This window comes from Streptomyces sp. NPDC127108 (assembly GCF_042677545.1).
In the GTDB taxonomy this organism is placed as follows: Bacteria; Actinomycetota; Actinomycetes; order Streptomycetales; family Streptomycetaceae; genus Streptomyces.
Genome location: NZ_JBHXTE010000002.1, coordinates 332,295 through 347,345 on the forward strand (window position 1 = coordinate 332,295; position 15,051 = coordinate 347,345).

The following is a 15,051-nucleotide window of genomic DNA, read 5'->3' on the forward strand; positions in this document are numbered from 1 at the left end:
GCCCGTCTCCCCAGGAGAAGAAATGAACACCGCATCCCGCCGTCTCAGCCGCACCGCCGTCGCGATCGCCTCGGTCGCCATGCTCCCGCTGGCCCTGACGGCCTGCTCCGACGACAGCAAGGACAGCGCCTCGTCCGACAGCTCCAAGTCCTCGGCCGCCAAGGACGAGACCACCGCGAGCCCCTCCGAGGACACCGGCAGCATGACGGAGCCGTTCGGCCCCGGCTGTGCGTCCGTGCCCAAGGACGGCAAGGGCAGTTTCGACGGCATGGCCAAGGACCCCGTCGCCACCGCAGCCTCCAACAACCCGGCCCTGTCCACGCTGGTCACCGCCGTGAAGAAGGCCGGTCTGGTGGACACGCTCAACAACGCCGAGAACATCACCGTCTTCGCGCCGACGAACGACGCGTTCGCCAAGATTCCCAAGGCGGACCTGGACAAGGTCCTCGCGGACAAGGCCCAGCTCACGAAGATCCTCACCTACCACGTGGTCGGCAAGCAGCTCGCGCCCAAGGACCTGGAGAGCGGCTCCTACGCGACGCTGGAGAAGTCCAAGCTCACGACATCCGGTTCCGGGGAGTCGTACAAGGTGAACGACTCGGCCGAAGTCGTCTGCGGCAACGTCAAGACCGCCAACGCGAACGTCTACATCATCGACACGGTCCTGATGCCCAAGAAGTGACACCGAGATGCCCAAGAGCTGACACCGAGCGCCCCGTGCTCCTTCGTCCGGCCGGATCACCGACCACGACGGCTCTGATCACAGTCAGTGACGATCGCGTCATCCGGCCAGTCTCAGAAGGTCCATGACGAACGGAGCGCCCTCTTGACGGACCGGTCGTACGCTCCTTCGCCGGAGCGTACGACCGGTCCGGCTCGTGGTCGACCGTGTGTTCCGCGGTGCGAGCCGACCGGCGCCGCCCCCGCTGTACGGACGGCCGCATCCTGCGTTGAGCGCGACATAAGACCAGGTCAACCTGGGTATGTCCGCGTCCGTCGAGGGTGGCGGCCCGGTTCCGCATGCGCGAGGGCGCGGGGCTGGGAGCGTCCGGGGCCCGGCAGCTCACCGGCTGTGTGCGGAGCCTTACGGGGCCCGTCACAGATGGCTACTCCCGCCTGCCGCGTGGCCGAAACTTGTGTCTGGGCAACCGAGCAATCTTGGGATTCTCTGGTCATGCGCCTCTCCAGGCACTTAAGTACCTGTCAGACATCCACTACCGGCCAAGAAAACAACCACCGGCTGGGTCACGCACCAGCGGCCGCACCACCCAGCTCGTCGGCCCGCACCGCTGTTCCCGCGTGACCGCGCCACCCCGTCCCGACTGCCCCGAGGGTCCTTCAGCCTATGGCCGCCAGTACACACCGGTCGGTGTCGTGCGCACACCGACCGGCGAGCCGTAGCGCTCATGGCAGCGGCCCGCAGGCGGCCCGCCGAGGGGTGCGCTGATGGCGAGTTCGAACCCGGCGGGCCGGGACACGGACCTCTACGCCGCGGTGCAGGACATCCAGGCGGGTTACTGGATGCAGATGCGGCAGGTGCTCGCCCGGACGGGCAACTGGCCGCAGTGGACGTCCCGCACCCAGGTCCTCGGGGTGGTCGCAGCTCAGACCAACGTGGTGGAGCTGTGGCTGAAGGAGGAACCGGGGAGCCTCGCCGCCCGGGTGATGTACGCCAGGGTCGCCACCGAACGCGTGCTGCAAGCCCACCGCAGGCACTGGGCGCAGGGCTCCCAGCAGGCACGGGACCTGGAGAAACTGGCGGACCGGGCCCGGCAGGCGTGCCACCAGGCGAGCGAGGGGAACCCCCACGACGCGGTGCCCTGGATCTGCCGCCTGGCCCTGGCCGAAATCGACACGAGCGACCGCTACCCCGAGCACGACACGGCTCCGCCGCCGCACGAGTACCTGCTGCCCCGCGGGCCCTGGGGCCTGTTGGGGGAGGTGCACCGGCGGGATCCGTTCAACCGCGAGGCGTGGCACCGCATGTCCCAGGCGCTCCAGGCCCGCCCGGGTCCGGCGGGCCGCCAGGCGGTCGCGACGGACTTCGCCCGCTGGGCGGTCTCCTTCGCGCCGCCCGACTCGCCCCTGCTCCTGCTGCCTCTCCACGCCCGTGTGCAGGAGTTCCGGGAGCGCCGCGAACGCGGCACCGAAGTCACGCTGAACCTGCTGTGGACCAGGGAGGACACCACCCGAGCCGTCACGAACGCATTCGAGGGCTGGTTCCGGAAGTGCGATCCGGCCACCAGTTCCCAACTGGATCTCAACTACCTCGCGTACGCCCTGACGAGGGGCGGCTTCCCGCAGTGGGCCACCGAAGTCTTCGACGCCATCGGCGACTTCGCCACGCCCGCGCCCTGGCAGTACGACGCCCGGCACCCCAAGGACCAGTGGCGGAGGGCATTCGAGGAGGACCGCGACGCCTGTCTGAGATCCCACCCGAGGCGTACGGGAGAACACCCCTGACCGCCTACCCGTCCCCATGGGCGGGCGCCGCCACACCCCCTCGGCGGCCCGGCAGCCACCCCGCCCGCACCCCCTTCTTCCAGCTTTCCCCCGCGGAGAACCCATGACTTCGGTAAGAGCACCGCGCCAGCAGCCGAACCCGGTCGACGACGACGGGGAGGACGCACGCATCCTCCAATCGCTGGGCTACACCCAGCAACTGCACCGTCGGATGGGGGCCTTCGGCAACTTCTCGGCCTCCCTGTCGGTCATCTCGATCATGTCGGGGACCCTGCTGCTCTTCGGCTTCGGCCTGAACTCGGGCGGCCCCGCGGTGATCACCTGGGGGTGGCTCGCCATCGGGCCGCTGGTGCTGTGCCTGGCCGCGGCCCTGGCCGAGATAACCTCCCGCTACCCCACCAGCGGCGGCCTGTACTACATGGCCCGCCAGCTCGGCGGCGAGCGGTGGAGCTGGTACACCGGCTGGCTCAACCTCCTGGGCCTGCTCGGCGGAATCGCCGCCCAGGACTACGGCATCGCGACGTTCACCGCCGCGTGGATGAACCTGCAGTTCGACTACACGCCGACCCCGGAATCCCTGCTCGTCCTGTACGCGATCATCCTCGCGCTGCACGCGGTCCTGAACCTCTTCGGCACCCGGCTGATGAACATCCTGACGTCCGTGAGCGCGTGGTGGCACCTGGCAGGGGCCGTCGTCATCATCGGCTCCCTGGCGTTCGTGCCCTCCGACCACCAGTCGGCCGGCTTCGTCTTCACCGAGTTCACCAACAACACCGGCTGGGGCGCCCCGGTGTACGTGATCCTCCTCGGCATGCTGCTGCCGGTCTTCGCCCTGGCCGGCTACGACACCTCGGCCCACCTCAGCGAAGAGACCAACCACGCCTCCGTCGCCGCGGCCCGCGGCATCTTCCGCTCGGTGGCCGTGTCCTGGATCGCCGGCGGCATCCTCCTGACCACGCTGCTGTTCGCCATCCAGAGCTACACCACGACCCTGGACAGCCCGACCGGCGTACCGGTGGCGCAGATCCTGCTGGACGCGCTGGGCATGGCCGCTGCCAAGGCGCTGCTCCTGGTGATCATCGTGGCCCAGTTCCTGTGCGGCTACACCGTGACCGCCAGCGCCAGCCGGATGATCTACGCCTTCGCCCGGGACGGCGCCCTGCCCGGATCGGCGCGCTGGAAGAAGGTCAGCCCCCGCACCGCCATCCCCGCCAACGCGGTCTGGCTCGCGGTCGCCGTGGCGTTCGTGCTCGCGCTGCCGTCCTTGTACTCCTCGACGGCGTTCTCGGCGGTGACCGCCATCTCGGCCGTGGGATTCACCTCGGCCTACGCCATCCCGGTGCTGCTGCGACTGCTCCACCGCGACCGGTTCACCCCGGGGCCCTGGAACCTGGGCCGCTGGAGCCGGCCGATCGGCTGGGTGGCGGTGCTGTGGGCGGCCGCGGTCACGGTGCTCTTCCTGCTGCCGCAGAGCTACCCGATCACCGCGGACACCTTCAACTACACCCCCGTCGCCGTGGTGGTGGCCTTCCTCATCGCCGCCGTGTGGCGACGCTTCGGACGCGACTCCTACCACGTGCCCCGCTCCGGTTCCCCCACCGAGGACAAGCAGTTCGAGGGCATCATCTGATGGTGGCGACACCGGGTGCCGCACCCTCGGCACCCTCAGCGAACCCAACGACCCATGGGAGTACGGTGACTGGCCTCACGGAGTCCATCGAATCGGCACGGCAACTCGCCGTGGCCTGGCGTGCCATGGTGCTCGACCGCGCCGCGGACGCGGACGTGCGCGACCTCCCCGGCATCGCCGTCCGCTGGGCCGACAGCCCCTTCGCGTTCTGGAACTGCGTCACCCTGACCGAGTCCGGAGTCGGAGCCGAACTCGCCGCGCGACGCCTGGGCGAGGCGGCCGACATCATGCGCGCCAAGAAGCACCCGGGCTACCTGTGGCTCTTCGAGGACCTCTTCGACGAGGAGGCGCGCGCCGCACGGGTCACGGCAGCCGAACAGGCCGGCCTGCAGTACGCCTTCCCCGGCACGGGCATGGCCGGAGACCTGCTGCCCGTCCCCGACCCGGTCCACCCCGACCTGACGTTCGTGCGGGTGCGCACCGACGAGCACCTGCGGGCCTACGCGGACCTCCAGTCGCGCGCTTACGGGTTCCCCCTGGAGGAGGGCCGCGGCGGCCTGGTCGGACTCGCGCGCTGGAAGAGCGACATGTACGCCTACCTGGCCATGCGCGGCGACGTCCCGGTGGCGTGCGCCGCGACGGTCGAAGCGGACGGCCGCCTCTTCGTCGCCTTCGTCGCCACCGATCCGCAGTGGCAGCGCAAGGGTTACGGCGAGGCGGTCACGCGCAAGGCGCTGCACGAGGGCGCCCGCGCCACCGGCCTGACCCGCGCCACCCTGCACGCGACCGTCGCCGGGGCCCCCGTGTACCCGCGCATCGGCTTCAAGCCGAACTCGCCCATCCACTTCTACAACCTGAAGGACTGATGACGCGCCACGGGCAGACCGCGGCGTGAACGCCGAGCCCTCCGGCCGTCTCCTGGCGGCGGAACGCACCTGATGTCGGCGATGCCCCCGCTCATGGAGACCACGGAGCCGGGGGCACCAGCCGGAGAGGGCGGTGCGTCGTCGTGGCGGGGGAGGCGGGCATCAGGAAGTCGCGCCTGCTCGCCGACGCCGCCCACCGTGCCGCCGCGCGGGGCATGGCCGTGACCTCCGGATGGGCCACCGAGCTCGACCGCCTCTCCCCGCCGGCCACCCTGGTGAACGCCCTCAGCCAGGACACCAGGCCCGTGCTCGACGAGGCGGACCGGGCGGAACTCGCGGCCCGGACCGCCGTCCCCTACCGGCAGACGGCACTCCTCGCCGAGCGGATCGCCGCTCACGCCCGCACAGGACCGCTGTTGATCGTCCTGGACGACGTGCAGTGGGCCGACGACACCACCGCGCTCCTGGTCCGCACCCTCGTCCCCGCGCTGGCCGTTCGGCCAGGCTGAGCCCGCAGGAGCCCGCCGCGATCGAGGACGTCGCGCGCCGCTCGACGAGTGTGGAGGTCACCGGCCTCTGACGAGGCCTCGGGCCCATGACATCGTCGACCACGTTCACTGTGAGGGGGGAGGCGTCTTGAGAGCGAGACGCCTTGGGGAGGGGGAAAGCACCGATGACCGAAACGGTCCGGGCGGGCGTCGACGACCGGGGGCCCGCCGACCTCAGCGGCCGGGACCACGAACGGGACGCCCTCGACGGGCTCCTGGCGGGAGCCCGGGAGGGCAGGGGCGGCGCCGTGGTGCTCATCGGCGAGGCGGGATCGGGCAAGACGGCACTGCTCGACCGGTGTGCCTCGGCGGTGGCGGGCGGAGCCCTGCTGCTGCGGTGCACGGGTGTCCAGTCGGAGGCGGCGCTGCCGTACGCCGGTCTGCACGTGCTCCTGCGGGGAGCCCTGGACCGGGTCAGGAGCCTGCCGGAGCGTCAGTTGCGGGCGTTGCGCGGGGCGGTCGCCCTGGACGACGTGCCCGCCGGGGACCGCTTCCTGGTCGGGGCCGCGACGCTGGGTCTGCTCGACGAGCTGTCCGAGGAACGTCCGGTCGTGGTCCTGGTCGACGACGCGCAGTGGCTGGACCTGGAGACCGTGGACGCGCTGCTTTTCGCGGCCCGTCGGCTCGGCATGGGGCGGGTGGCCATGGTGTTCGCCGCGCACGAGGACTCGGTGGTCCTCGACGCCGCGCCGGGCCTGCCGGTGCTGCACCTCGGGCCGCTGACCCACGCGGAGGGCGCGGCGCTCCTCGGCGGCCGGGTGCCCGATCTGCACGCCGACGTGAGCAGCCGGATCCTCGGGCTCGCGCAGGGCAATCCGCTCGCCCTGGTCGAGCTCGCGGGGGCTCTGACGGCGGCCCAGCGGGACGGGAGCGAGCCGCTGGACGCGCGGGAGATCGCCGTGCTGCCGGCCTCGTGGCGGGTGCGGCGGATCTTCGACGAGCGGATCCGGGCGCTGCCCGCGCCGACCCGTCTGCTCCTGACGGTCGCCGCGGCGGACGACACCGGTGACGTGGCGCTGGTGGTGGCGGCGGGAGAACGGGTGGGCGCGGTTGCCGGGGACCTCGGCCCCGCGGAGGCGGCGGACCTGGTGCGGGTGTCCGGGCGCCGCCTCGTGTTCCGGCATCCGCTGGCGCGGGCCGCCGCCTACCAGGGGTCGGTCCTCGTCGAGCGGGCGTCCGCGCACCGGGCGCTCGCCGAAGCGGCGCAGGGCGCGGGGGACATGGGCCGCCGGGCCTGGCACCTGGCCGCGGCGACCGTCGGCTACGACGAGGAGGTCGCCGCCGAACTGGAGCGCAGCGCCGAGCTGTTCCGCTCGCGGGGCGGCCGCGCGGCGGTCGCCGCCGCCTACCGGCGGGCCGCACGGCTCACCGAGGACCAGGAGGCCCGGTCGCTGCGCCTCGCCGCCGCCTCGGCCGCCGCGGCCGAGGCCGGACAGGCGGAGCTCGCGGGGACGCTCGCCGACGAGGTGGGGCCGGTGAGCAGCCCGCCCGCGGCCGCGAGGCTCGCCAGCGTCCGGGCGGCGCTCGAACACCGGCAGGGCCGCGCGGAGTCGGCGCGATTGCTGCTCGTCGAGGCGGCTTCCGAGGTGACGTCGTACTGTCCCGCCACGGGGGCGTGGCTGCTGTTCGAGTCGGCCACGATGGCCTGGGACGCGCCGGACCCGGTCGCGGCGGCCCGGGACACCCGGGTGCGGACGGCCGCTCTGGACTTCGGCGACGATCCCGTGCACCGGGGCGCGGCCGGGGTGCTCGACACGCTGGCGGGTGATCCGGTGGGCGGGGCGGCGGCGATACGGGAGTTCGCCGGGTACGTCGTACGGACCCGGCACGAGCGCGGCCTGGCCGACCAGGTGCGACTGCACGGCTGGGACATGCTGCTCGGCGAGTACGGCACGGTGCACGACGAGGCCGTCGCCCTGGAGCGGGAGTGCCGTGCGGAGGGTGCCGTCGGGGTGTTGCCGCGGGTGCTGCTGCGGCTTGCGCGGCTGCGGCTGTTCCTGGGCCGGCACCGGGACGCGTACACGACGGCGGTCGAGGGCCTGGAGATCGCCTGCGACACCGGCCAGCGGCATCTCGCCACGATGCTCAGCGGTGTCCTCGTGGTGCTTGCCGCGCTCGACGGGGAGCCGCCGCGAGAGGACGACGGGCCGGACGGTGCGGACAGTTGGGGCGGTGGGGACAGCGGGGAGCGGCCGGGCGGCGGGCGGGGGTCCGCCGGGCGGGCGGGGCGGGACCTGTACCCCGGTGTCGCGCCGATCCCGATCTGGCTGACCAGGGCGCAGGGCCTGCTCGACCTCGGGCTCGGCCGCTACGACCGGGCGCTGCAACGCTTCGCGGTCCTGACCGGCGGCCCGCACCGGCACCTCATGGTCTCCGTGCACAGCCTGCCCGACCAGGTGGAGGCCGCCGTCCGGACCGACCGGGCCGCCGACGCCGGGCGGGCCGCCGAGCGCTTCACACGCTGGGCCGGGGTCACCGGGACCGCGTGGGCGGGGGCGGTGGAGCTGCGCTGTCGCGCCCTGCTCGCCGCCGACGACGCGGGGGCGGAGGAGTGGTACGAGCGGGCGCTCGCCGCCCACGAGGGGGACGGCCGCCCGTTCGAGGAGGCACGCACCCGGCTCCTGTACGGGGAGTGGCTGCGCCGGGCGAGGCGCAGGGCCGCCGCCAGGGACGCGCTGACCACGGCGCTCGAGTCGTTCGAGCGGATGCCGGCGGCCGCGTGGGCGGACCGGGCCCGCACGGAGCTGCGGGCTGCCGGTGCCACCCCGGCCGCCCCGGCGGCGGGCGCGGACCTCGTGGGCCGACTGACCGCACAGGAACTGCGGGTGGTCCGGCTCGCGGCGACGGGCCTGAGCAACCGGGACATCGGCGCCCGCCTGTTCCTCAGCCCGCGCACGGTCGGCTACCACCTGTCCAACGCCTACCCGAAGCTCGGTGTGACGTCGAGGGCGGCGCTGGGGGCGCTCGACCTGGGCTGAGGTCCACCCGCCCGCGCCGCCTCCGTCAGCCCGGTCACGTACGGACCCACCCCCGTCATGTACGGACCCCGGTACGGCACCCCGGTCATTCGACGGATCCGCAGGCCCGGGCGGGGTTCTTACTGTCTTCCCGTTCGAGGAACATCCACTTGGGAGAGTTCATGAAGGTTCTGGTGCTCGGCGCCACCGGCTACATCGGCTCCGCGGTGGTGTCGCGACTGACACAGGAGGGCCACGACGTGGTGCCCCTGGTCAAGAACGCGGCCGCGCTGCACCCTGACGTGCCGGTGCGGGTCGGCGATCTGACCGACCCGGCGTCGCTGCGCGCGGCCGTGACGGACGACGTGGACGCGGTGGTGCACCTGGCCGCGCCGACCGGCGAAGAGGCGGTGGACGCCGCCGCCCTGGAGGCGCTGCTCGCGCCGCTGCGCGGCACGGGCCGGGCCTTCGTCTACACCAGCGGCGTGTGGGTGCTCGGTGCCACCGGGGACGCCCCGCTGACCGAGGACGCCGACACCGACCCGATCGCGATCGTCGGCTACCGGCCGCGGATCGAGCAGCAGGTCCTTGCCGCCGCCAGGGACGACGTGCGGGCCGCGGTGATCCGCCCCGGCATCGTGTACGGCCGGGACGGCGGCATCCCGGCCCTGATGACCGGTTGGGCCCGGGAGCACGGCGCGGGCCGCTACGTGGGCGCGGTCACGACCCGCTGGCCGATGGTCCACGTCGACGACCTCGCCGAGCTGTACGCCCTCGCGCTGGCCAAGGGCCACGCGGGTGCCCTCCTGCACGGCGTGGCCTGGGAGTCCGTCCCGGCGGCCGCAGTCGCGGCGGCCGCCGACGTCGCTGCGGGCGGTACCGGTCGGGCCGAGCCGTGGTCCCTCGCCGAAGCCGCCGAGGCGGTCGGGGCACCGTTCGCCGAAGCGCTCGCAGTCGACCAGGTGGTGTCGGGTCGGCGCGCCGTCGAGCAGCTCGGCTGGCGTCCGAGCCGCCCGTACGTCCTCACCGAACTCGCCGGAGGCAGCCGTGACTGACACCACCGCCCTCGTCCCCCCGATCTGCCGCACCTGCGGCACCCAGTACGCCGCCGCGCGTCCGGACTGTCCGGTCTGTCTGGACGAGCGGCAGTACGTGGGCCGCGACGGCCAGCAGTGGACGTCGGTGGCCGGGCTGCGCGAGGAGGGACACAGCGGCCGCTTCGAGGAGCAGGGGCCCGATGTGCTCGGCATCGGCGTCACCCCGCAGTTCGCCATCGGCCAGCGGGCCCTGCTCCTTCGCACCGCCGCCGGGAACGTGCTGTGGGACTGCGTGCCGTACCTCGACGACGCGATGGTGCGGGCCGTCGAGGAGCTCGGCGGCATCGACCACATCGCGATCAGCCACCCGCACTTCTACTCCTCGATGGTGGAGTGGGCGCACGCCTTCGACGCGCCGATCCACCTGCACGAAGCCGACCGCCAGTGGGTCGGCCGACCGGACCCCGCCGTGCGGTTCTGGAGCGGGCGCACGCTCCAGCTCACCGACGAGGTGACCCTCATCAACCCGGGCGTGCACTTCCCGGGCAGCGCGGTCCTGCACTGGAGCGCGGGCGACGGGGCCCTGTTCACGGGCGACGTGGTCAACGTCTGCCCGGACAACCGCTGGGTGACCCTCATGTACAGCTACGCCAACCACATCCCGGAGCGCCCGGGCGCGGTCCGCGCGGCGGCGGACCTGCTCGCGGGTTACCGCTTCGAGCGGATCTACGGCGCCTGGTGGCACCGGGTCGTCACCTCCCAGGGCAACGAGGTCCTCGCCCGGTCCGTCGAGCGCTACCTCCGCTTCGAACAGGGCACGGTCCAGGACTGACGGCCCCGGCCCGGGAGTTGCCGGCGCCCCGGCGAGACCGTCGCCCGAGTACCTCACCGCGGACAGGAGCCACCCTTGCCCGGACTGGTCCGGAACGCCTTCGGCGGGCTGTAGTCCTTCGGTCGCGGGTACTCGATGACAGGAACGGTCTTGCAGACGGGCCAGTTGCCGTTCCCCGAGGTGTACCCGAATTCTCCGCTGGCGCCCCGCACGCAGTCCCCGCAGTCGCCGTCGGTCCCCACCGTCATGTTGCCGATGTTGCTGTTGACGTCGAACTTGGAGGGCAGCTTGCCCTTGTTGTTCTCGTTGTCCGTGAACTGGGTGACGGCCTTGATCAGGACCTGGAAGGCGTCGTAGTGCATGATCGCGTAGCCGTCGTCCAGGTCGGCCCTCTTGATGCCCGCCTTCCCGGTGATGGTGGTGAAGAACGTCTGGAACTGCCCGGGAGCGTCTTCGCCCCGGCTCCACGAAGGGTTGTCCGTGGGCGCCGCGTTGAGCGTGACGACGTTGGCCTCCGTCATCGCCTTGCGCATGGACTCGCTGGTGAGCCGCGAGGTGAGCCCGGTGGAAACACGGAGGATCCGGATGGGCGTCTTGGCCTTGTCCTCGCGGTTCTTGCATTCACCGTCCTCGTCGATGGCCTTCACGAGCTCGGGCAGGTCCCAGTCCCGGCCCGCCACGAACACCGTGTCCGCGCCCGCCTTGCACAAGCTCGAGGCAGCGGGCGCCATGGCGGCGGATGCTCCCGCGTAAGGCCCCATGGTGCCGACGTACGACTTGTCCCGGACCGTGAGTTTGTACTTCGTGCCGAAGCGATCGAGGAGCTCCGCCTTGGTGTTGGTGACGTAGCCGTCCTCGGTGCGCGAGTCCCAGACGAGGAAGCCCTTGCCCTTGCCCGGCTTGTCATCGAGATAACGGGCGAGGGCTGCCACGGAGTTGCGGTTGTTCGGAGGCGCCTTGTAGAGGGTCCTGGCCTTGATGGTGGGGGAGCTGAGGACACCGCTGACCGCCGGGATGTTCTTTTTGGACAGGGCTCTCGCCGCGGCCTGTGTGTCCGGCTCGCTGTTGGGCAGCCCCATCACGCCCACGAGCGGGGAGTCGTCCTCCGTCTGCTCCCCGCCGCCGCTGAGCTTCGCCACCGCGTCCACGGCGGGCTGCCACAGGTCGAGGTCGGTGCCGATGTTGCCGAGCAGCATCTGGAATCTGACGCCGCTGCTGGAGCGGTTGGCGTTGTGCTGCGCGGCATAGGCGCCCGCCAGGCTGCGCTTGACGAGCGGCGCGGTCATCGCCCCGGTCTTGTCGGTGTTGAACGGGAGCAGCAGGGCGACTTTCACGTACGGCTTCTTGTCGGCGTCACCCTTGGAGCTCTCCCAGAGGTCCTGCACCCACTTGTTCTCCTTGGCGATGCGCTTGACCAGCCCGGAGAACTCCTTGTCGGGTCCGTCATCGCCCGGTTTGAAGACCGGTACTTGTGCCGTCGCGTCCAGTAGGCCGACGCACTCGCCCTCCTTCTCCACGAGCCCGTCCTGGCAGTCGCTCCTGGTGAGGATCGGCACGACGATCACTGCCGTGGCCCCCAGCAGGACGAGGGCCACGAACCCCGCGGCCCACCGGCCCAGGATCCTCTCCCCGCGCCTGAGCTCGCGCCCCCTGACGAAGGGGCGGACGAAAATGTCAGTGAAGCTCACCTTGGCTCCCTTCAGGGCCGAGCGCCGGTAAGGCGAAGGACGGGGTGCGTAGCTCGCGCAGGGCGTCGTGCCACTCCTGGGCGGCGTCGAAGAGCGTGCCCGCACCCGTGGCATGCCGGCCCGACAGGAGTTCGAGGTCGAACCGGATCCGGTCGCACAGCTTCTCGTCCGGCGCGGTCAGCGGATCGGCGGCCATCCACACCGCGTGCAGCAGACGGCGTATGGAGCGCAGCACGTCGTCCTCGGCCGGTTCCGTGCCGCTCCTCCCGCTGGCCTTGTCCCAGCAATCCGCCGCCCAGTCGGCACGGGGCGGCGGATGCGGCGCCGACGCCACGTGCCACAGATCGCGCAGCCAGTGCTCCGCGGTGTCCGACGACGCGAACAGGTCGTAAAGGCACGTCACCACGTGCCCGGCATTGCCGCCCGCGAGCGCGTGGTGCAGGGCGTCGATGGGCTGCCCGGCGCTCTCGTGGTAGTCGTGCAGCAGCTGGTGGAGGCCGTACCAGGTCGGGCCCGACGGCGTGGATTGCGCCCGCTGGCGGCGCAGTTCGAGCACGAGGACAGCCCGCAGGAACGGGTCGGTGACGAAGGGCCGCGGCGCCCGTGCGCCGTACTCGGCGCGCAGATGGGCCCGGGCGGTCTCCACGGCCATGCGATCCGGGTCGGCGGACAGGTACTCCGCGGCCAGGGCACGCGCTGCGGCGTTGTCGTGGGCAACGGAGAACAGGGTCAGATTGCGGCGCAGCTCCGGGTCGGGTACGAGTCGCGCCGCGATCTGCCGGGTCACCGACTGCCCGTCCAGTCGCAGCGCGCCCACATCGAGCCCCGGCGTGGCCGCGCTGTCCGGATGGGCCTGCACCGCCTCGGTCAGGAGCCCGCACCCCAGAGGGGATCCCTGGGTGAACCGGCGTACCACACGCGGCAGTTCACCCCGCAGCGAAGGGGCGGCGTCACTCAGCATGGCCACGATGTCGTCACGCCTGAGCGGCGGCAGTTCGACGGTGATGAGCCCGGCCGACGGGGTCCCGGTCTCCGGTCGCCGCCAGTCGGCCGCCCCGCCCGTGACCTGCTCCAGGGTGAGTTCCGCCGCATCGGGGCGCGAGCGGTGGCGGGTGCTGCCGCGCGCGGCGGCCACCACGACCAGTGGGTCACGGGCACCCTTCGCCCGGTGGGTGAGGAGTTGGTTCAGGAGGAGGGCGCCCGGCGCGGACTGCGCGTTGTCGAGCAGGAGCAGCGGGCGAGGCGGCCGGTTGAAGCGCATCCAACGGGTGTCGTAGCGGGCCCGCAGATCCTCCAGGAGCGCCGCGGCAAGCGTGGCCTCGGCCACCCCCCGTAGGTCGTCGCCCTGGTGGAAGGCGCGGGAGAGCGCGAACAGGGGCGACTCCCCCTGGCGGACCCCGGGCCGTCCCGCGTAGAAGGACTGCACACCGTCCGCCTGCTTCTTCGGCAGGTACCGCTCGGTGAACAGCTTCACCGAGGCGTCCACGACCGGCTTGAGCTCCTCCCGGTCGAGGACATTCGGCAGGTCGGCGTTGACGTCCCGTACCCAGTTGGCCACGGCGGTGGAGCCCTCATCGGCCAGACCGCCCCCGGTGAGCAGCCGCCGCACCCGGTCCTGGGCGGCATCCTGCTCTTTCGCGTCGCCGAACCGCCAGGCACAGACGGCCACGAGCCCGGTCCACAGGCGCGGCAGCTGCAGCCGCTTCCGCTCACCGGTGACCGGGGCGCAGAGCCCGCGGGCGGCGTCGATCAGGAAGTCGGCGCCCGGCGAGGTGTTGGCGACGAGGGCCTCGCCGGAGGCGAATGCGCGCGCCGGTGCGCAGTCCACCTCGGCCACTGGAATACGGGTGCGGTACGAGCGGTACAGCTTGTCGAGGACCGCGGTGCGGCCGCTGCCGTGCGGACCGGTCAGGAGCAGCGCGGGCGGATCGTCCCGGTGTACCTGATCGACGTCCTCGTGCTCCTCTTTGCGGCGGCACCCCACCAGGCGTGGCACCAGGTCGTCGAGGAGGACGTCCCGCCCGTACAGTCTGCTCACGCTCGTCCTCTCCGCTCCGTGGCGCTCAGCCGCCGAGCAGTCTCGTCAAGGTCGGTCCAATGGTCTGTAACAGCGCCTGTGCCGCAGCGGAGTCGGGGGCTGATGCCAGCTGGTCACGGATGCGGGTCGCGAGGGTGCGCGTCTGAGGACTCGGCGGCTCGGGTTCCTCGTCGCCGCGCAAGTCCCGGTCGGCCCGGATGAGTTGGTCGATCTGCTCGGGATCCAGGTTGAGGCCGGTCTGTTGGTTGAACGTCTCGACGGTTCCGTACAGGACATTGACGTTGCCCGTGACCGGACCGAACGTGATGTTGCCCGGGACCGGTTCGCGCGCCACATACGCCGATACGTCGCTGCCGCCCTCGGTCGCGCAGTGCCGCCCGCGCTCGGTCAGCCCGGCCCGGGCCTCGATCGCCTCCCCGCCGAGCGTGAGCAGCCCGACCCTCTGCAGGTAGCGTGCGCTGCCTTCGACGACGCCCTGACCGAGCACCCGACCGTGGAACGAGGCTTGTTCGGCGATGAAGAACTCCTTGAGGCGCGGGTGGCGCCCGGAGCGGTTCTCCTCGTACGCCCACGCGATCAGGGCATTCTCGGTGTATCGCTTGATCGCGTCCGGGTTCCCCAGTTCCGCGACCAGTTGATCTGCCCGCGCGAGCCCCGCGGTGGTGAGCTCCGCGTCCGGCGGCGGCCGCTCCCCGTCCTCCTGGATCCGTACGAGCCCTCGCTCCTGGAGCGTTTCGATGAGGGCGGCGACACCCAGTGCGGGCTTGTTCTGCTGCACCCCGAACTCGCCGGTCGGCACAGGCACATCGATCTGCCGGCCGCACTGCTCGTGGAGCCACAGCAACAGCCGTACTTCATAGCGGCCCAGCGAGCTCGTGCGGTGCGTCATGGTGAGCCCAACCCCCGTTGGCACAGCGGCATGAGGTGAAGCGCGTGAGCAATGGAATCTACATCCGATGCGAGTCGGTCACCAGGTCCCGGCGGCGCCCCGG

Annotated in this window: 10 protein-coding genes and 1 pseudogene; 8 read left to right on the forward strand and 3 right to left on the reverse strand. The window is 71.9% G+C overall.

Annotated elements, in window-relative coordinates; genetic code table 11:
* The first annotated feature begins 22 nt into the window (after positions 1 to 22).
* From ACFVHO_RS02890 to ACFVHO_RS02925, 8 genes and pseudogenes are all read left to right on the forward strand, one after another.
* Positions 23 to 682 carry a fasciclin domain-containing protein gene (locus ACFVHO_RS02890; RefSeq protein ID WP_385709264.1) on the forward strand — a complete coding sequence of 220 codons (660 nt, stop codon included), beginning with the start codon at positions 23 to 25 and terminating at the stop codon, positions 680 to 682.
* 764 nt (positions 683 to 1,446) lie between these two features.
* On the forward strand, positions 1,447 to 2,463 hold the full coding sequence (locus ACFVHO_RS02895) for a hypothetical protein (protein ID WP_385709267.1): 1,017 nt from the start codon (positions 1,447 to 1,449) through the stop codon (positions 2,461 to 2,463).
* A gap of 103 nt (positions 2,464 to 2,566) precedes the next feature.
* Complete coding sequence (locus ACFVHO_RS02900; protein WP_385709270.1) at positions 2,567 to 4,093, forward strand: amino acid permease; 1,527 nt, start codon at positions 2,567 to 2,569, stop codon at positions 4,091 to 4,093.
* 65 nt (positions 4,094 to 4,158) lie between these two features.
* The gene (locus ACFVHO_RS02905) at positions 4,159 to 4,959 is read left to right on the forward strand and encodes a GNAT family N-acetyltransferase (protein WP_385709273.1); all 801 of its coding nucleotides are present in this window, start codon (positions 4,159 to 4,161) and stop codon (positions 4,957 to 4,959) included.
* 131 nt (positions 4,960 to 5,090) lie between these two features.
* Positions 5,091 to 5,468: pseudogene (locus ACFVHO_RS02910) on the forward strand (ATP-binding protein); the annotation flags it as partial.
* Between the two features lie 164 nt (positions 5,469 to 5,632).
* Positions 5,633 to 8,485 (forward strand): AAA family ATPase, encoded by a 2,853-nt coding sequence (locus tag ACFVHO_RS02915; RefSeq protein ID WP_385709276.1) that lies wholly within the window; start codon positions 5,633 to 5,635, stop codon positions 8,483 to 8,485.
* Between the two features lie 161 nt (positions 8,486 to 8,646).
* Positions 8,647 to 9,519 carry an NAD-dependent epimerase/dehydratase family protein gene (locus ACFVHO_RS02920; RefSeq protein WP_385709279.1) on the forward strand — a complete coding sequence of 291 codons (873 nt, stop codon included), beginning with the start codon at positions 8,647 to 8,649 and terminating at the stop codon, positions 9,517 to 9,519.
* A complete protein-coding gene (locus tag ACFVHO_RS02925; RefSeq protein WP_385709282.1) occupies positions 9,512 to 10,333 on the forward strand; it encodes an MBL fold metallo-hydrolase in 822 nt (273 codons plus the stop codon). The genes ACFVHO_RS02920 and ACFVHO_RS02925 overlap by 8 nt, the downstream gene beginning before the upstream one ends.
* A 53-nt stretch (positions 10,334 to 10,386) precedes the next feature.
* On the opposite strand, the gene ACFVHO_RS02930 is transcribed toward ACFVHO_RS02925, so the two are convergent.
* From ACFVHO_RS02930 to ACFVHO_RS02940, 3 genes are read right to left on the reverse strand one after another with little or no spacing between them, the layout of a single operon-like run.
* Positions 10,387 to 12,021, reverse strand: a complete 1,635-nt coding sequence (locus tag ACFVHO_RS02930; protein ID WP_385709284.1) for an ABC transporter substrate-binding protein — start codon at positions 12,019 to 12,021, stop codon at positions 10,387 to 10,389.
* The gene (locus ACFVHO_RS02935; RefSeq protein WP_385709287.1) at positions 12,008 to 14,059 is read right to left on the reverse strand and encodes an ATP-binding protein; all 2,052 of its coding nucleotides are present in this window, start codon (positions 14,057 to 14,059) and stop codon (positions 12,008 to 12,010) included. The genes ACFVHO_RS02930 and ACFVHO_RS02935 overlap by 14 nt, the downstream gene beginning before the upstream one ends.
* Positions 14,060 to 14,084: 25 nt before the next feature.
* Entirely contained in the window at positions 14,085 to 14,948 is an 864-nt protein-coding gene (locus ACFVHO_RS02940) for a hypothetical protein (protein WP_385709290.1), read from the reverse strand.
* Positions 14,949 to 15,051: the final 103 nt, after the last annotated feature.

What these genes read in the sequence shown, in the direction of transcription:
- ACFVHO_RS02890 (WP_385709264.1), top strand. Translation starts at nt 23, where the DNA reads ATGAACACCGCATCCCGCCGTCTCAGCCGCACCGCCGTCGCGATCGCC.
- ACFVHO_RS02895 (WP_385709267.1), top strand. Translation starts at nt 1,447, where the DNA reads ATGGCGAGTTCGAACCCGGCGGGCCGGGACACGGACCTCTACGCCGCG.
- ACFVHO_RS02900 (WP_385709270.1), top strand. Translation starts at nt 2,567, where the DNA reads ATGACTTCGGTAAGAGCACCGCGCCAGCAGCCGAACCCGGTCGACGAC.
- ACFVHO_RS02915 (WP_385709276.1), top strand. Translation starts at nt 5,633, where the DNA reads ATGACCGAAACGGTCCGGGCGGGCGTCGACGACCGGGGGCCCGCCGAC.
- ACFVHO_RS02920 (WP_385709279.1), top strand. Translation starts at nt 8,647, where the DNA reads ATGAAGGTTCTGGTGCTCGGCGCCACCGGCTACATCGGCTCCGCGGTG.
- ACFVHO_RS02940 (WP_385709290.1), bottom strand. Translation starts at nt 14,948, where the DNA reads ATGACGCACCGCACGAGCTCGCTGGGCCGCTATGAAGTACGGCTGTTG.